Here is a 16,354-nt window from a genome sequence, read left to right on the forward strand (position 1 = left end):
CTCAGTCACGCATGGCGCCATTTTAACCACTCCCGTAAGTTCACCTATTCCTCCGTTTCGCCCTCGGCTTGCGCCTCGGCGTCCAGTGCATCCAGCAAGTCGGCCACCGTCGCCGACGGCTCATCCTCCGGTTTCAGTGTCGCACGCGTGAGCCGCGCCGGATGCGTCGCCGAATGGATATCCTTCAGCGCCCGGATACTCACCCGCGTGTACACCTGCGTCGTCTTGATGTCCGCGTGCCCCAGCATCGCCTGGATGAACCGAACGTCCGCCCCGTTTTCCAGCATCTGCGTGGCCATCGCATGCCGGAACAAGTGGCAACTGCCGATGTTGCCCAGCCCCGCCGCTCGCACGTGGTTACGCACCATCTGCGTCATCCGGTTATCCGAGAACGCCTGGCCCGTTACCGTCAGGAACAGCGTGCCGTCATCGCTCGCGATCGCCAACTCAGGCCGCACCTCGTCGCGGTACCGGGCCACCCACGCCAGCGCCCGATCGCCGATCGGAATCATCCGATCTTTCTTGCCCTTACCCTGTCGGACCATTAGCGTGCCGCGATCGTAATCGACGTCGCGCTGCTGTAGTCCGATGATCTCCATGCGCCGTATCCCCGTGCTGTACAGCGTCTCCAGCATCGCTCGATCGCGCACGCCCAGCGCCGTCGTCGTGTCGGGTAGGCTCAAGACCCGCTCGACCTCCTCGATCGTCAGCACGTGCTTCGGTAAGCGCTCCTCCACCTTCGGCAGATCCAGATCGGCCGCCGGGTTGTACAAGACCCGGTTATTACGCGTGAGCCACCGGAACCACTTCCGAATCGGTGTCACGCGGGACGCCTGCGTCGTCGCCGACAGCGGCGCGCCGTTCTTCTTGCGCTTCAGGAACAGGTGTCGTTGATAGCGCTCAAGGATCGGCCTTGTCACCTCCGCCGGCCGCGTCAGGCCTCGCTCGTCGCACCAGCTCACGAAGTACCGCAGATACAGTTCCCAATGCTTGAGCGTATGCCGCGACGTGTTGCGCTCCTCCAGCCACATCAGGAAGTCCATCATCTGCCGATACAAGCTCAGCGGATCGTGCGCCGGCCCGATCGGCGGATACGGCTCTCGCCTCCCAAGGTTCGGCATCGTTAGGACAGCTGGGCAACCGCGGCTAAAGAGAGGAGGCCGCCTTCGTGGTTAACCGCACTTCGCACTGGCCCGACCGGATCGGCCGCCTCGCCTTGTTCAGTAAGGCTTTTCGGCCTCTCAGCCGCATCCAACCTCCCACCGACCACGGCCCGACCAGACCCCGACCGATCATCGCTTAACCCCGACCGCGTGCCGTCGTCTGTAAGCGCAGTCGGGTCGATCAACCCGCACAGGTGCGGCTTACCATCGTCCTCGGCGCTGTACAGCAACTCGTATTCGAACACGCCGTTGCGTCCACGGTGCGCAATCACGTACTCAAGCTCGACCAGGCGCGACAGATGGATTTTCAGCTGCGTATCGCCCCAACGCGTCGCCGTGCGTACCTCGCGACGTGTAAAGCGCAACGCCTCGCGTGTCTCGTCTCGGGCCTCGCATTCCTGTTTGACCCAATCCACCAGCAACGTCAGCAACCGCCGCGTCTGCGGCGGCAGCTCATCGAGCGTGCGGCCCAGCACGTCATGCGCGATGCGGTTCGCCAGCGCAATGTCCTCGCACATCACCTCGATGTATTCGATGCTCTGGCCTCGATGCTCGACGCGCTTCACCTCGCGCTGATGCTGGTGCAACAGCGCAATCGAGCGGATCAGCGTCAGGTATTTCACATGGTCGCGCCGCGTTCTCGTCTTGTCATCGAGGAACGTCAGTCGATGCGCGTACGGATTGACCACGTGTATCGGCTTGAGCAACCTCTGTGCGTTGCGGTGCAACGTCGTGATCGCTTCGCGGTCCGCCTCGGCCAGCAGCCCCTCAAGCGTCTGCGCCGCTCGCTGGCGCGCATGGATCGCTCGCGTCTGCTCGCGCGTCTCGTTGATCGTCAGCACCAAGCACCGATTCAGCAGTTCCTCGTCGATGTCGATCGCCGTCGTCGTCAGCATCAGCATCACCGGGCCCTTAACGCGGTATTGCTTGGTCACCAAGTTTCCCGTCGTCTCGTCCTTGCCCGTCGAGGCGATCGTGAGTTCGCCGTCGCTTTGCAAGAGCTTCAAGGCGTATGCGGCCTGCCGCACGCCCTCTTCCTCTGCGATCGCCAGAATCTTGTGCTGCAAGTCCGTCTCGCCCAGGTAGAACAGGCTCTGCCCTGTCATCGCGCTGTACTGGATCCGCTCTTCGTCGGGCATCAGGTTCAGCACCGCATCCATCAGCGAGCTTTTACCGGCCGCGCTCGTCGACTGGATCAGGATCGCCAGCGGCGCATCGAGCTTGCGCGATACCGCCGCAAGATAGCCGGCCAGCAGATTCGTCGATTCGCCCACGATCCCGCAGCGCTCCATGTCCTCCACGATCCGCTCGACCAAGTTCGGCGCTTTCAGCAACTCCAGCGCCGCGCGCTGCTGCGCCTCGTCGATCGGCGGTGCCGCATCCTTCGGCGCCAGCGCTGCCGTGATCGCCTCGTCTTGCAACGTCTCGAGCTTGAGCAGTACTCGCCCAAGGTCACGCTTGACCGTATCGTCCTGCGTGCCGAGCTCAGCTGCAGCCATCTTGATGAACGCCGCGCGCTGCTTGGCGCTGTACACGTCCAACGTATCGACGTGATAGCCCGCCTCGCTTCTCACCTGCACGTTCACGCGCATCTGGTCCGGGCCGAGGTTCTTTTGCCAACCGCGCACACGCCAATGCCGATCGCCGAAGCTCAGCAGCAACTCGCCTGCGGCGCCCTCGGTTGCCGTCGGCTCGTCGATCGGCTGCGCCAGCGTCGTCGCCGGCACAGGCGACAGCGGCTCATCAGGCTCGGTTGTAGCGGCTAAAGAAGGAGCGCTCGGACTCGGTTCCGGCGTCGGCTCCACCTCGGGCGTGGCCGGCGCCGGCGATGCCGACAGGATCGGCTCGCTCGATACCACTTCTTCTTTAGCCGCAAACTCAGGCTCATGATGCACAGGCATCGCCACGCCGGGCCGCTTGCCCTTGCCCAGCCACTCGGATTGCTGCAGCAACACGCCCAGGCCTTTTTGCGCAGGCTGTACCTTGCGCGCGTACTCGTTCGCATCCATCCCCTTCGGGAACAGCACGCGGAAGCACTCGATGCCCGCCTCCAGCAACTGCAGCGCCAGCTTCTCAGCCGCAGCATTGCCGGCGTCGTCACGGTCATACGCGATCAGCACCCGACGCGTGCCGTGGCGCTTAAGCGCAGCCCAATGATCCTCGGTGAACCCATTGACCCCATACGCCGCGATCACGTTGCGATAGCCCACGCACCAGAACGTCATCGCGTCGATCAGCGCCTCGCACACGATGATTTCCTTGTGCGCCACCAGCGCCGATGCATTCCACACCCCGCGCAGCGGCGCGCCAAGGTACAAGTGCCTCACATCGTTGCGGCCCAGCTTCGCATCCGCCGTGCGCCGTCCGTACAGTTGCCACACTCGCCCGCGATCGTCCTCGTCCTCACCGAGGATCGGCACCACGATGCACCCGCCCAAGTGCTCGAAGCCCGTCGAGCGCGTCACCCCCACCCGCTGCAACTGCTCGCGCACCGCCTTGCCCGCAACGGTGTATTTTTTCGGGAGCTGGTAGGCCAGCGTCGAATTCGCATGCCCGAGCTTGAACCGATCGATCAGCTCTGGATGCATCAAGCCTCGCTCCGTCAAATACGCCTGCCCTTGCGGACTCTCCTTCAGCGTCGCGTGGTAGTAGCTCACCACCCGCGCAAGCAGCACCTGATCATCGGCCTCCGGCTCGACCACCGACGGCAACGGCTGCGCTTGCGTCTTCACCAAACCCACCCGCATCCCATCGAGCGGCGCATCTTGCTTGAGCAACTGCACCGCGTGCGGCAACGACACCCCTTGCGTTTTCATCACCCAATCGAGCACCGAGCCGGCCGCGCCACACCCGAAGCAGTGGTACAGGTTCTTCGATTCCGTCACCACCAGGCTTGGCGACACGTCGTCATGGAACGGGCAGCGCATCACCCAATCCTTGCCCCGGCGCATCAGGTCGTGCCCCTGGCCTTCGATCAGCCGCTTGAGCGACACCTCGCTCTTGAGCCGCTCCAGCTCTTCCTTCGCGATCGCCATCGGCATCGTTTTCCCGACCTCCGCTAAAAACCTGTCAAGAGGGTTAGAGTAAAAAAACTGCGTTGCAGAGTACTCTGTTTACGAGTATTGTCAAGCCTGCTTTCCGAAACCAGGGTTATCGTCATGGCTCTCATCACCTCGCTAATTACCGGCGTGAAGACCAAGGACGAGCAGCTTTTCAAGGAGATGGGCGCGCGCATCGCACAGGCGCGCAAGGCCCGCGGACTGACCCAAGTGCAGCTGGCCGAGCAGCTCGGCATTGCACAGCAGACCCTCGCGCATTACGAGGGCGGTCGGCTGCGTCTGCCCGTTCCCACGTTGCTCGCGCTCGCCACGGAGCTCAAGGTCAGCGTGACCGAGCTCATCGGCGAGTCGGCCGCTCTTCCGCACAAGCCCGGCCCGGTTTCTCGACTGCAACGTCAAGTCGAGCAGATCAGTCGCTTGCCTCGCTCCAAGCAGAAGCTCGCCTCCGACCTGCTCGATACCGTGCTCGCTCAGGGCTAATCGAGCGCATCTCTGTTAGCGCCGATGTAAAAATGACCCACCTCGCCGAAGTAAACCTGACCCACCTCGGGGATGCAAGATGGCGGTTTTTTGCCGCCGATGCTGAGTCAGGAGCAAGCAGTGGAAATCAAGGTGTTGGCAAGACGTGGGATGGGTGTGCGGGAGATAGCGAGGCAGCTGGGCATCTCGCGCAATACGGCGCGTCGCTATCTGCGCGACGAGCAGGCCGCGCACTACAATCAGCGCGAGCCGCGTGCGACGAAGCTCGAGCCGTTTAAGAGCTATGTACTCGAACGCGTGGCGGCGGCTCGTCCGCACTGGATTCCGGCGACGGTGCTGCTTCGGGAACTGCGCGACGTCGGGTACGAAGGCGGCATCAGTCAGTTGAAGGCGTTTCTAGCTCCGCACAAGCACGCTGCCGCCGAGCCAGTAGTTCGCTTCGAGACGGCGCCGGGCAAGCAGATGCAGGCTGACTTTACGGTCATTCGCCGGGGTCGCTCACCGCTGCTGGCGTTGGTGGCGACACTGGGTTACAGCCGTGCGAGCTTCGTGCGCTTCACCGCCGGCGAGGATGCGACGACGCTGTGCGAGTGCCTTCGCGAAGCGTTCTTCCACTTCGGTGGCACGCCGGAGCAAGTGTTGTTCGATAACGCGAAGTCGGTGATTGTCGAGCGCGATGCATTCGGCGAAGGGCAGCACCGATGGAATACGCAGTTGCTCGCACTGGCGGAAACGTACGGCTTCACGCCGAAGGTATGCCGTCCCTATCGAGCCAAGACCAAGGGCAAGGTCGAACGTTTTAACCGCTATTTGAAGGAGAGTTTCGTCGTGCCGCTCGCTGCCACCCTCAAGCAATCGGGGCTGACGTTGGACGTCGACGCCGCGAACGCACATGTCGGGCGGTGGCTCACAGAAGTCGCCAACGTGCGCGTGCATGCGACGACACGCGAGCGACCGGCAGCCAGGCTCAGGCTCGAACACGCAGCGTTGTTGCCGCTGCCAGCAACAAACATGGCACCCTTGCCGGCGGCGCCTCGGCCACGCCGTGTGTTGCCGCGCGAGAGCCTGCAACATCCGCTGGCGGTGTACGACGCGCTGCTGGAGGTGGTCGCATGAATTTGCAGCATGAACGCATTGCTGGTCTATGCACGCAGCTCAAGCTCGACTGTATGGCCCGCGATTGGGGCTCGCTCGCACAGCACGCGGCAACGCGCGATGCAAGCTTGGCCGACTTCCTGGAGCAACTGCTGCAGGCGGAATTCGATGCGCGCGAAGAACGTAAGCGGCAGACGCTCACGAAGCTCGCGTCGTTGCCGAGCATCAAGACATTGGAGCAATACGACTTCGCCTTCGCCAGCGGCGCACCGCGAGCGCAGATTCAAGAGTTAGCCAGCTTGGCGTTCATCGAGCGCGCCGAGAACGTGGTGCTGCTCGGGCCCAGCGGCGTTGGCAAGACGCATGTTGCAAGTGCGCTTGCCTATCGCGCGACGCAGGCGGGCATCAAGACGCGGTTCATCACGGCCGCCGACCTGATGATGCAACTGGCGACGGCGCGGCAGCAGAATCGACTGAAGGAGTTCTTCAATCGAGCGGTTGTCGGGCCGAGACTGCTCGTGATTGACGAAATCGGCTATTTGCCGTTCGGGCGCGAGGAAGCGGACTTGTTCTTCAACGTCGTTGCCAAGCGCTACGAGCGCGGCGCCATCGTGTTGACGAGCAACTTGCCATTTACGCAATGGGCCTCGGCGTTCGCCGACGACCAGACGCTGACGGCAGCGATGCTCGACAGGCTGTTGCATCACGCGCACATCGTGCAAATCAGCGGCGAGAGCTACCGCTTGAAAGACAAGCGCAAAGCTGGGCAAACGAGCACGCGGGCGGGCGCGAAGGCCGCCGCGTGATAAGGGCCCGGGTGGGTCAGTTTTACTTCGGCGATTCGCCGGAAAGTGGGTCAGATTTAAATCGGCGTTGACAGCTAGGTGTTTGCACCCACTCCACGATCCACGCAAGGGGCCCCCACTGCTGTACCAATGCCTGCCTCTTGGTCAAATACACGGTCGTCCCGTGATTGTTATACGGGACCACGTTTCCCGTCGTCAAATTGGGCGAATGTGGGGCAGTTAAAACGTCTCGATTGTAGGTTTCGACGTTATAAATTAAGCCGGCAGCCGCAATGGCAGCTGATACCCAGTAGATCAGCGGTTTCAATTCTTGCCTACGCATCAATTTTTCACGCTTCCAAACGGGTGAACGGTTGTACTGGGGCGGGTCACAGATCCGCCACCTCCAAGCCCGAGACCAAACGTAAAGCCACCTCCGTAGCTAGATGGATTCCAGGGCGACTTCGTTGGATCCTGATACACATCAAAACCTGCGTACGGCCCTAATCCGACTCCGAAACTTGCCGTGTTGAACGGACCGCCTAGATCCATGATCGTATTTGCACCAGGATACGATCCCACGCTGATCCCAACTGAACCAGGTCCTCCGAACCCTACGCCAGGGACCTTATTTTGATTGAACGCTGTGTACCAGCCGAGATTTCCCTTGTCGTCTGTTGCAAGGCCAACCCCGCCCGTATAGGCAAGCCCGTGGAAAGTTACGCTACCGGACAACCCAATGTGAGCGGCCCAATTGTTCAGCGTCTCGTTCTGCGCAGCCGTCATCGCACCCAGCGGATTTGCTCCAGCGAGCCCCGCAAGCACACCACCGGTCATACTCGTGATGGCCGCCTCAAGCGGCGCCGGAATGTTCCCCGTCGGATCAATGATCGGATTCATCAGCGCCCCAGCCGCTCCCCCAATCGCCCCACTACCGCAACGCTTGAATTTGCATTGTTATTTCCGCCGCGACTTTTCGAGTCGCTCCGCAAACGCTGCACCAAGTAGAACTAACGCGAAACCAGGTGCGACAATCGAGAAGTCGGGTTGCCCAGCCCCCAAGACCCCGAAGCCAACGACAACGACGAACATCAACAGCACCATGGGTCGTACAAAGAGATTCATTAGCAGGTGCGGTGCGGGAGGGCGACCCACAAGACAAGCGCAAAAGACAAAAAAAGACGAAAGACCCGCGAAGAATGCGGCTCTTCGAGCGTCCACCATGTAGACGAAAGCAAATGCAAGCCCGTAAAAAATCACGAATTCAACAGCGTATAGAACACCTGTGCGCGCGATTGACACCAGTTTGTCAGTCATTTCTTCCCGCCCAAAAGATCGCCCAACGAGGGCGAGACGTACGTCGTTGTCTTTGACAGCCCCGCCCCAACTCCCGCGCCAAAGCCAACACCCGGGAACACCTTCGCCGGGGCCGCTCCACCGATGCCTCCGATTGTCCCATCATCGTTAATGGCAGCGTTCGCGCTACCCGCAGCTCCGAAACCAGCGTCCATCTCCGCATATCCCGACGTACTCGTCCCAGAAAGAATCTGCCCATTGGAATGACTGATCCCGACGCTTCCGCCAACTCCCGCGAAGAAGCCCGCGCCGGCCATCCCATTGGCTTGAGCCTGAACGTAGAACGCAGTATTGCTGAGCGTCCCATCCGTGGACAGGCCAACATTCCAGCCCCCGCCTCCCGCGACAAATGGGAGCATCAGCGTGCCGGAAACACTTGCCCCAAATTGCGTGTATGCGTTTGTTGTCGCTTGGTACGTCATACCAGTCGTGCCGCTCATTGCGTTCGCGTTTTGCACAATGAAGCCTTGAATGCCCGCATCACCGGATGAAAGAGCCTGCGCCCATACCTGCTGACCCGCCTGGTTGGTACCGTACATTTGCCAGTTCGTACCGTCAGCGGGTTGGTCGCCCGTCGCAACGCGTACGCCTCCATCGAACGCTTGCCCGTTTTGTGTCATGTTCATCTGGGCCATCTGATCTTCAATCTGCTGTGTCGTATAGCGACCTCCACTCTTATCGGCAAGCTGTTGGGCAAGCGTTTGCTCCTGAGGATGCAGCACGCGATTGTTCAACGTCTCGTTTTGTGCCGCCAATGCTCCGGCCTCGGCATTCTGCCCTGCCAACCCTGCCGCGAGTCCACCAATAATCGTAGATGCTCCGGCCAATGCGGCTATTTGCCCTTGAGACCATGGAATTCGATTGCCATTGTTATCGGTCGGATCGGGAACCATTGATGTAAACGCCGCACTAGCCGCCCCCCCAATTGCCCCATATCCAACACCCGAGGCAACCTTCGTCTGCAACGCCCGCAAACCTAGACGCAGCTTGGCTTTGCAGCCCGTCTTCGCCTAGACACGGTTCGGCCAGGGGGATTTTTTGCCCAGACGCGGTTTTGCGGCCCACCGACGCGCGGGCGAAGCAAGTTAAAGAACGATGACGCACAAACGCCGACGGGCCGATTGTATCGGCCCGTCGGGATAGTAAGAAGGGATAGAGATGCCGCACAAGCGCGGCTAAGAAGGAGGCGCCCGCCATACATGCTCACGGACGTTAAAAAGCCAGCCCGAAGGCTGGCTTGCAGATTTCGGACGCCCCAGGACGACTGCCCCGAGACCTCCAATCAGTCCGGCATAAACTCTTCATCCAACACCTGCTCCATGGACCACGGGCAGGTTTCGGGGAACACATCGAGTCCAGTTTCGCTGACTGCCTGTGCGAGAGCCTTTGCCCATACAACGCGCATCCACTCGGCATCGGCTAGCTTCGGTTTCAGGCTGGGAGCCTCGTCCAGAAGGTAAGCAACGTCCAGCCGTTGAGCCTTGATAGTTCTTTGCCAACTTGCGCCCCGCCGCGCGGACTGGAACTGCCACTTGAGCAGATGCGCCAGCAGCACGGCCATGCGGCTGATCAGTTCGCGTTGTTCGCTCTTACCCACGTCCTCGATTTCCTCCGCGATGTGTTCGATGTCCAGCGCCGAGAACTTGCCCGCGCGCAACAACGCAGCCTGTTCGTTGGCCCATGCCACCACGTCCTTCTCGTAGCTCGTTCCCATTTTTCGGCCCCTAAGCTCAGTCACGCATGGCGCCATTTTAACCACTCCCGTAAGTTCACCTATTCCTCCGTTTCGCCCTCGGCTTGCGCCTCGGCGTCCAGTGCATCCAGCAAGTCGGCCACCGTCGCCGACGGCTCATCCTCCGGTTTCAGTGTCGCACGCGTGAGCCGCGCCGGATGCGTCGCCGAATGGATATCCTTCAGCGCCCGGATACTCACCCGCGTGTACACCTGCGTCGTCTTGATGTCCGCGTGCCCCAGCATCGCCTGGATGAACCGAACGTCCGCCCCGTTTTCCAGCATCTGCGTGGCCATCGCATGCCGGAACAAGTGGCAACTGCCGATGTTGCCCAGCCCCGCCGCTCGCACGTGGTTACGCACCATCTGCGTCATCCGGTTATCCGAGAACGCCTGGCCCGTTACCGTCAGGAACAGCGTGCCGTCATCGCTCGCGATCGCCAACTCAGGCCGCACCTCGTCGCGGTACCGGGCCACCCACGCCAGCGCCCGATCGCCGATCGGAATCATCCGATCTTTCTTGCCCTTACCCTGTCGGACCATTAGCGTGCCGCGATCGTAATCGACGTCGCGCTGCTGTAGTCCGATGATCTCCATGCGCCGTATCCCCGTGCTGTACAGCGTCTCCAGCATCGCTCGATCGCGCACGCCCAGCGCCGTCGTCGTGTCGGGTAGGCTCAAGACCCGCTCGACCTCCTCGATCGTCAGCACGTGCTTCGGTAAGCGCTCCTCCACCTTCGGCAGATCCAGATCGGCCGCCGGGTTGTACAAGACCCGGTTATTACGCGTGAGCCACCGGAACCACTTCCGAATCGGTGTCACGCGGGACGCCTGCGTCGTCGCCGACAGCGGCGCGCCGTTCTTCTTGCGCTTCAGGAACAGGTGTCGTTGATAGCGCTCAAGGATCGGCCTTGTCACCTCCGCCGGCCGCGTCAGGCCTCGCTCGTCGCACCAGCTCACGAAGTACCGCAGATACAGTTCCCAATGCTTGAGCGTATGCCGCGACGTGTTGCGCTCCTCCAGCCACATCAGGAAGTCCATCATCTGCCGATACAAGCTCAGCGGATCGTGCGCCGGCCCGATCGGCGGATACGGCTCTCGCCTCCCAAGGTTCGGCATCGTTAGGACAGCTGGGCAACCGCGGCTAAAGAGAGGAGGCCGCCTTCGTGGTTAACCGCACTTCGCACTGGCCCGACCGGATCGGCCGCCTCGCCTTGTTCAGTAAGGCTTTTCGGCCTCTCAGCCGCATCCAACCTCCCACCGACCACGGCCCGACCAGACCCCGACCGATCATCGCTTAACCCCGACCGCGTGCCGTCGTCTGTAAGCGCAGTCGGGTCGATCAACCCGCACAGGTGCGGCTTACCATCGTCCTCGGCGCTGTACAGCAACTCGTATTCGAACACGCCGTTGCGTCCACGGTGCGCAATCACGTACTCAAGCTCGACCAGGCGCGACAGATGGATTTTCAGCTGCGTATCGCCCCAACGCGTCGCCGTGCGTACCTCGCGACGTGTAAAGCGCAACGCCTCGCGTGTCTCGTCTCGGGCCTCGCATTCCTGTTTGACCCAATCCACCAGCAACGTCAGCAACCGCCGCGTCTGCGGCGGCAGCTCATCGAGCGTGCGGCCCAGCACGTCATGCGCGATGCGGTTCGCCAGCGCAATGTCCTCGCACATCACCTCGATGTATTCGATGCTCTGGCCTCGATGCTCGACGCGCTTCACCTCGCGCTGATGCTGGTGCAACAGCGCAATCGAGCGGATCAGCGTCAGGTATTTCACATGGTCGCGCCGCGTTCTCGTCTTGTCATCGAGGAACGTCAGTCGATGCGCGTACGGATTGACCACGTGTATCGGCTTGAGCAACCTCTGTGCGTTGCGGTGCAACGTCGTGATCGCTTCGCGGTCCGCCTCGGCCAGCAGCCCCTCAAGCGTCTGCGCCGCTCGCTGGCGCGCATGGATCGCTCGCGTCTGCTCGCGCGTCTCGTTGATCGTCAGCACCAAGCACCGATTCAGCAGTTCCTCGTCGATGTCGATCGCCGTCGTCGTCAGCATCAGCATCACCGGGCCCTTAACGCGGTATTGCTTGGTCACCAAGTTTCCCGTCGTCTCGTCCTTGCCCGTCGAGGCGATCGTGAGTTCGCCGTCGCTTTGCAAGAGCTTCAAGGCGTATGCGGCCTGCCGCACGCCCTCTTCCTCTGCGATCGCCAGAATCTTGTGCTGCAAGTCCGTCTCGCCCAGGTAGAACAGGCTCTGCCCTGTCATCGCGCTGTACTGGATCCGCTCTTCGTCGGGCATCAGGTTCAGCACCGCATCCATCAGCGAGCTTTTACCGGCCGCGCTCGTCGACTGGATCAGGATCGCCAGCGGCGCATCGAGCTTGCGCGATACCGCCGCAAGATAGCCGGCCAGCAGATTCGTCGATTCGCCCACGATCCCGCAGCGCTCCATGTCCTCCACGATCCGCTCGACCAAGTTCGGCGCTTTCAGCAACTCCAGCGCCGCGCGCTGCTGCGCCTCGTCGATCGGCGGTGCCGCATCCTTCGGCGCCAGCGCTGCCGTGATCGCCTCGTCTTGCAACGTCTCGAGCTTGAGCAGTACTCGCCCAAGGTCACGCTTGACCGTATCGTCCTGCGTGCCGAGCTCAGCTGCAGCCATCTTGATGAACGCCGCGCGCTGCTTGGCGCTGTACACGTCCAACGTATCGACGTGATAGCCCGCCTCGCTTCTCACCTGCACGTTCACGCGCATCTGGTCCGGGCCGAGGTTCTTTTGCCAACCGCGCACACGCCAATGCCGATCGCCGAAGCTCAGCAGCAACTCGCCTGCGGCGCCCTCGGTTGCCGTCGGCTCGTCGATCGGCTGCGCCAGCGTCGTCGCCGGCACAGGCGACAGCGGCTCATCAGGCTCGGTTGTAGCGGCTAAAGAAGGAGCGCTCGGACTCGGTTCCGGCGTCGGCTCCACCTCGGGCGTGGCCGGCGCCGGCGATGCCGACAGGATCGGCTCGCTCGATACCACTTCTTCTTTAGCCGCAAACTCAGGCTCATGATGCACAGGCATCGCCACGCCGGGCCGCTTGCCCTTGCCCAGCCACTCGGATTGCTGCAGCAACACGCCCAGGCCTTTTTGCGCAGGCTGTACCTTGCGCGCGTACTCGTTCGCATCCATCCCCTTCGGGAACAGCACGCGGAAGCACTCGATGCCCGCCTCCAGCAACTGCAGCGCCAGCTTCTCAGCCGCAGCATTGCCGGCGTCGTCACGGTCATACGCGATCAGCACCCGACGCGTGCCGTGGCGCTTAAGCGCAGCCCAATGATCCTCGGTGAACCCATTGACCCCATACGCCGCGATCACGTTGCGATAGCCCACGCACCAGAACGTCATCGCGTCGATCAGCGCCTCGCACACGATGATTTCCTTGTGCGCCACCAGCGCCGATGCATTCCACACCCCGCGCAGCGGCGCGCCAAGGTACAAGTGCCTCACATCGTTGCGGCCCAGCTTCGCATCCGCCGTGCGCCGTCCGTACAGTTGCCACACTCGCCCGCGATCGTCCTCGTCCTCACCGAGGATCGGCACCACGATGCACCCGCCCAAGTGCTCGAAGCCCGTCGAGCGCGTCACCCCCACCCGCTGCAACTGCTCGCGCACCGCCTTGCCCGCAACGGTGTATTTTTTCGGGAGCTGGTAGGCCAGCGTCGAATTCGCATGCCCGAGCTTGAACCGATCGATCAGCTCTGGATGCATCAAGCCTCGCTCCGTCAAATACGCCTGCCCTTGCGGACTCTCCTTCAGCGTCGCGTGGTAGTAGCTCACCACCCGCGCAAGCAGCACCTGATCATCGGCCTCCGGCTCGACCACCGACGGCAACGGCTGCGCTTGCGTCTTCACCAAACCCACCCGCATCCCATCGAGCGGCGCATCTTGCTTGAGCAACTGCACCGCGTGCGGCAACGACACCCCTTGCGTTTTCATCACCCAATCGAGCACCGAGCCGGCCGCGCCACACCCGAAGCAGTGGTACAGGTTCTTCGATTCCGTCACCACCAGGCTTGGCGACACGTCGTCATGGAACGGGCAGCGCATCACCCAATCCTTGCCCCGGCGCATCAGGTCGTGCCCCTGGCCTTCGATCAGCCGCTTGAGCGACACCTCGCTCTTGAGCCGCTCCAGCTCTTCCTTCGCGATCGCCATCGGCATCGTTTTCCCGACCTCCGCTAAAAACCTGTCAAGAGGGTTAGAGTAAAAAAACTGCGTTGCAGAGTACTCTGTTTACGAGTATTGTCAAGCCTGCTTTCCGAAACCAGGGTTATCGTCATGGCTCTCATCACCTCGCTAATTACCGGCGTGAAGACCAAGGACGAGCAGCTTTTCAAGGAGATGGGCGCGCGCATCGCACAGGCGCGCAAGGCCCGCGGACTGACCCAAGTGCAGCTGGCCGAGCAGCTCGGCATTGCACAGCAGACCCTCGCGCATTACGAGGGCGGTCGGCTGCGTCTGCCCGTTCCCACGTTGCTCGCGCTCGCCACGGAGCTCAAGGTCAGCGTGACCGAGCTCATCGGCGAGTCGGCCGCTCTTCCGCACAAGCCCGGCCCGGTTTCTCGACTGCAACGTCAAGTCGAGCAGATCAGTCGCTTGCCTCGCTCCAAGCAGAAGCTCGCCTCCGACCTGCTCGATACCGTGCTCGCTCAGGGCTAATCGAGCGCATCTCTGTTAGCGCCGATGTAAAAATGACCCACCTCGCCGAAGTAAACCTGACCCACCTCGGGGATGCAAGATGGCGGTTTTTTGCCGCCGATGCTGAGTCAGGAGCAAGCAGTGGAAATCAAGGTGTTGGCAAGACGTGGGATGGGTGTGCGGGAGATAGCGAGGCAGCTGGGCATCTCGCGCAATACGGCGCGTCGCTATCTGCGCGACGAGCAGGCCGCGCACTACAATCAGCGCGAGCCGCGTGCGACGAAGCTCGAGCCGTTTAAGAGCTATGTACTCGAACGCGTGGCGGCGGCTCGTCCGCACTGGATTCCGGCGACGGTGCTGCTTCGGGAACTGCGCGACGTCGGGTACGAAGGCGGCATCAGTCAGTTGAAGGCGTTTCTAGCTCCGCACAAGCACGCTGCCGCCGAGCCAGTAGTTCGCTTCGAGACGGCGCCGGGCAAGCAGATGCAGGCTGACTTTACGGTCATTCGCCGGGGTCGCTCACCGCTGCTGGCGTTGGTGGCGACACTGGGTTACAGCCGTGCGAGCTTCGTGCGCTTCACCGCCGGCGAGGATGCGACGACGCTGTGCGAGTGCCTTCGCGAAGCGTTCTTCCACTTCGGTGGCACGCCGGAGCAAGTGTTGTTCGATAACGCGAAGTCGGTGATTGTCGAGCGCGATGCATTCGGCGAAGGGCAGCACCGATGGAATACGCAGTTGCTCGCACTGGCGGAAACGTACGGCTTCACGCCGAAGGTATGCCGTCCCTATCGAGCCAAGACCAAGGGCAAGGTCGAACGTTTTAACCGCTATTTGAAGGAGAGTTTCGTCGTGCCGCTCGCTGCCACCCTCAAGCAATCGGGGCTGACGTTGGACGTCGACGCCGCGAACGCACATGTCGGGCGGTGGCTCACAGAAGTCGCCAACGTGCGCGTGCATGCGACGACACGCGAGCGACCGGCAGCCAGGCTCAGGCTCGAACACGCAGCGTTGTTGCCGCTGCCAGCAACAAACATGGCACCCTTGCCGGCGGCGCCTCGGCCACGCCGTGTGTTGCCGCGCGAGAGCCTGCAACATCCGCTGGCGGTGTACGACGCGCTGCTGGAGGTGGTCGCATGAATTTGCAGCATGAACGCATAGCTGGTCTATGCACGCAGCTCAAGCTCGACTGTATGGCCCGCGATTGGGGCTCGCTCGCACAGCACGCGGCAACGCGCGATGCAAGCTTGGCCGACTTCCTGGAGCAACTGCTGCAGGCGGAATTCGATGCGCGCGAAGAACGTAAGCGGCAGACGCTCACGAAGCTCGCGTCGTTGCCGAGCATCAAGACATTGGAGCAATACGACTTCGCCTTCGCCAGCGGCGCACCGCGAGCGCAGATTCAAGAGTTAGCCAGCTTGGCGTTCATCGAGCGCGCCGAGAACGTGGTGCTGCTCGGGCCCAGCGGCGTTGGCAAGACGCATGTTGCAAGTGCGCTTGCCTATCGCGCGACGCAGGCGGGCATCAAGACGCGGTTCATCACGGCCGCCGACCTGATGATGCAACTGGCGACGGCGCGGCAGCAGAATCGACTGAAGGAGTTCTTCAATCGAGCGGTTGTCGGGCCGAGACTGCTCGTGATTGACGAAATCGGCTATTTGCCGTTCGGGCGCGAGGAAGCGGACTTGTTCTTCAACGTCGTTGCCAAGCGCTACGAGCGCGGCGCCATCGTGTTGACGAGCAACTTGCCATTTACGCAATGGGCCTCGGCGTTCGCCGACGACCAGACGCTGACGGCAGCGATGCTCGACAGGCTGTTGCATCACGCGCACATCGTGCAAATCAGCGGCGAGAGCTACCGCTTGAAAGACAAGCGCAAAGCTGGGCAAACGAGCACGCGGGCGGGCGCGAAGGCCGCCGCGTGATAAGGGCCCGGGTGGGTCAGTTTTACTTCGGCGATTCGCCGGAAAGTGGGTCAGATTTAAATCGGCGTTGACACATCTCGATTT

At 61.9% G+C, this 16,354-nt stretch carries 14 protein-coding genes; 6 read left to right on the forward strand and 8 right to left on the reverse strand.

The features are described 5' to 3' along the window. Positions 1–44: 44 nt before the first annotated feature. A complete protein-coding gene (gene xerC / locus C0Z19_RS07650; RefSeq protein WP_102609210.1) occupies positions 45–1,121 on the reverse strand; it encodes a site-specific tyrosine recombinase XerC in 1,077 nt (358 codons plus the stop codon). Positions 1,122–1,123: 2 nt separating this feature from the next. Further along, positions 1,124–4,198 carry a CHC2 zinc finger domain-containing protein gene (locus tag C0Z19_RS07655; protein ID WP_102609211.1) on the reverse strand — a complete coding sequence of 1,025 codons (3,075 nt, stop codon included), beginning with the start codon at positions 4,196–4,198 and terminating at the stop codon, positions 1,124–1,126. A 123-nt stretch (positions 4,199–4,321) separates the two neighbouring features. Between C0Z19_RS07655 and C0Z19_RS07660 the strand changes: the two genes are divergently transcribed. From C0Z19_RS07660 to istB (C0Z19_RS07670), 3 genes are all read left to right on the forward strand, one after another. Further along, positions 4,322–4,702 carry a helix-turn-helix domain-containing protein gene (locus C0Z19_RS07660; RefSeq protein ID WP_102609212.1) on the forward strand — a complete coding sequence of 127 codons (381 nt, stop codon included), beginning with the start codon at positions 4,322–4,324 and terminating at the stop codon, positions 4,700–4,702. 99 nt (positions 4,703–4,801) lie between these two features. Then, positions 4,802–5,818, forward strand: a complete 1,017-nt coding sequence (gene istA / locus C0Z19_RS07665) for an IS21 family transposase (RefSeq protein ID WP_102609355.1) — start codon at positions 4,802–4,804, stop codon at positions 5,816–5,818. Further along, complete coding sequence (gene istB, locus C0Z19_RS07670) at positions 5,815–6,603, forward strand: IS21-like element helper ATPase IstB (protein ID WP_102609213.1); 789 nt, start codon at positions 5,815–5,817, stop codon at positions 6,601–6,603. The genes istA (C0Z19_RS07665) and istB (C0Z19_RS07670) overlap by 4 nt, the downstream gene beginning before the upstream one ends. Positions 6,604–6,924: 321 nt before the next feature. On the opposite strand, the gene C0Z19_RS28450 is transcribed toward istB (C0Z19_RS07670), so the two are convergent. From C0Z19_RS28450 to C0Z19_RS07700, 6 genes are all read right to left on the reverse strand, one after another. Continuing rightward, complete coding sequence (locus C0Z19_RS28450; protein WP_175084012.1) at positions 6,925–7,482, reverse strand: hypothetical protein; 558 nt, start codon at positions 7,480–7,482, stop codon at positions 6,925–6,927. Between the two features lie 57 nt (positions 7,483–7,539). Further along, complete coding sequence (locus tag C0Z19_RS07680) at positions 7,540–7,899, reverse strand: hypothetical protein (RefSeq protein ID WP_102609214.1); 360 nt, start codon at positions 7,897–7,899, stop codon at positions 7,540–7,542. Continuing rightward, positions 7,896–8,831 carry a hypothetical protein gene (locus C0Z19_RS07685; RefSeq protein WP_146012014.1) on the reverse strand — a complete coding sequence of 312 codons (936 nt, stop codon included), beginning with the start codon at positions 8,829–8,831 and terminating at the stop codon, positions 7,896–7,898. The genes C0Z19_RS07680 and C0Z19_RS07685 overlap by 4 nt, the downstream gene beginning before the upstream one ends. A gap of 389 nt (positions 8,832–9,220) precedes the next feature. Further along, positions 9,221–9,652: a DUF29 domain-containing protein gene (locus tag C0Z19_RS07690; RefSeq protein ID WP_102609354.1), complete on the reverse strand. Its 432-nt coding sequence runs from the start codon at positions 9,650–9,652 to the stop codon at positions 9,221–9,223. A 59-nt stretch (positions 9,653–9,711) separates the two neighbouring features. After that, positions 9,712–10,788: a site-specific tyrosine recombinase XerC gene (gene xerC / locus C0Z19_RS07695; RefSeq protein WP_102609210.1), complete on the reverse strand. Its 1,077-nt coding sequence runs from the start codon at positions 10,786–10,788 to the stop codon at positions 9,712–9,714. 2 nt (positions 10,789–10,790) lie between these two features. Beyond that, positions 10,791–13,865, reverse strand: coding sequence for a CHC2 zinc finger domain-containing protein (locus tag C0Z19_RS07700; protein WP_102609211.1), 3,075 nt, complete (start codon positions 13,863–13,865; stop codon positions 10,791–10,793). Positions 13,866–13,988: 123 nt separating this feature from the next. On the opposite strand from C0Z19_RS07700, the gene C0Z19_RS07705 reads away from it, so the two are divergent. From C0Z19_RS07705 to istB (C0Z19_RS07715), 3 genes are all read left to right on the forward strand, one after another. Then, positions 13,989–14,369 carry a helix-turn-helix domain-containing protein gene (locus tag C0Z19_RS07705; RefSeq protein WP_102609212.1) on the forward strand — a complete coding sequence of 127 codons (381 nt, stop codon included), beginning with the start codon at positions 13,989–13,991 and terminating at the stop codon, positions 14,367–14,369. A gap of 99 nt (positions 14,370–14,468) precedes the next feature. Next, positions 14,469–15,485, forward strand: coding sequence for an IS21 family transposase (gene istA, locus C0Z19_RS07710; protein WP_102609355.1), 1,017 nt, complete (start codon positions 14,469–14,471; stop codon positions 15,483–15,485). Beyond that, the gene (gene istB, locus C0Z19_RS07715) at positions 15,482–16,270 is read left to right on the forward strand and encodes an IS21-like element helper ATPase IstB (protein WP_102609213.1); all 789 of its coding nucleotides are present in this window, start codon (positions 15,482–15,484) and stop codon (positions 16,268–16,270) included. Before istA (C0Z19_RS07710) ends, istB (C0Z19_RS07715) begins: the two co-directional genes overlap by 4 nt. Positions 16,271–16,354 lie beyond the last annotated feature (84 nt).

Source organism: Trinickia soli (assembly GCF_002879855.1).
Lineage (GTDB): Bacteria > Pseudomonadota > Gammaproteobacteria > Burkholderiales > Burkholderiaceae > Trinickia > Trinickia soli.

Excerpts from the sequence above, each read along its gene's own strand:
- xerC (WP_102609210.1), bottom strand. The coding sequence starts at position 10,788 with ATGCCGAACCTTGGGAGGCGAGAGCCGTATCCGCCGATCGGGCCGGCG.
- C0Z19_RS07660 (WP_102609212.1), top strand. The coding sequence starts at position 4,322 with ATGGCTCTCATCACCTCGCTAATTACCGGCGTGAAGACCAAGGACGAG.
- xerC (WP_102609210.1), bottom strand. The coding sequence starts at position 1,121 with ATGCCGAACCTTGGGAGGCGAGAGCCGTATCCGCCGATCGGGCCGGCG.
- C0Z19_RS07685 (WP_146012014.1), bottom strand. The coding sequence starts at position 8,831 with ATGGTTCCCGATCCGACCGATAACAATGGCAATCGAATTCCATGGTCT.
- istA (WP_102609355.1), top strand. The coding sequence starts at position 14,469 with ATGCTGAGTCAGGAGCAAGCAGTGGAAATCAAGGTGTTGGCAAGACGT.
- C0Z19_RS07700 (WP_102609211.1), bottom strand. The coding sequence starts at position 13,865 with ATGGCGATCGCGAAGGAAGAGCTGGAGCGGCTCAAGAGCGAGGTGTCG.
- C0Z19_RS07680 (WP_102609214.1), bottom strand. The coding sequence starts at position 7,899 with ATGACTGACAAACTGGTGTCAATCGCGCGCACAGGTGTTCTATACGCT.
- C0Z19_RS28450 (WP_175084012.1), bottom strand. The coding sequence starts at position 7,482 with ATGAATCCGATCATTGATCCGACGGGGAACATTCCGGCGCCGCTTGAG.
- istB (WP_102609213.1), top strand. The coding sequence starts at position 5,815 with ATGAATTTGCAGCATGAACGCATTGCTGGTCTATGCACGCAGCTCAAG.
- C0Z19_RS07655 (WP_102609211.1), bottom strand. The coding sequence starts at position 4,198 with ATGGCGATCGCGAAGGAAGAGCTGGAGCGGCTCAAGAGCGAGGTGTCG.
- istA (WP_102609355.1), top strand. The coding sequence starts at position 4,802 with ATGCTGAGTCAGGAGCAAGCAGTGGAAATCAAGGTGTTGGCAAGACGT.
- istB (WP_102609213.1), top strand. The coding sequence starts at position 15,482 with ATGAATTTGCAGCATGAACGCATAGCTGGTCTATGCACGCAGCTCAAG.
- C0Z19_RS07690 (WP_102609354.1), bottom strand. The coding sequence starts at position 9,652 with ATGGGAACGAGCTACGAGAAGGACGTGGTGGCATGGGCCAACGAACAG.
- C0Z19_RS07705 (WP_102609212.1), top strand. The coding sequence starts at position 13,989 with ATGGCTCTCATCACCTCGCTAATTACCGGCGTGAAGACCAAGGACGAG.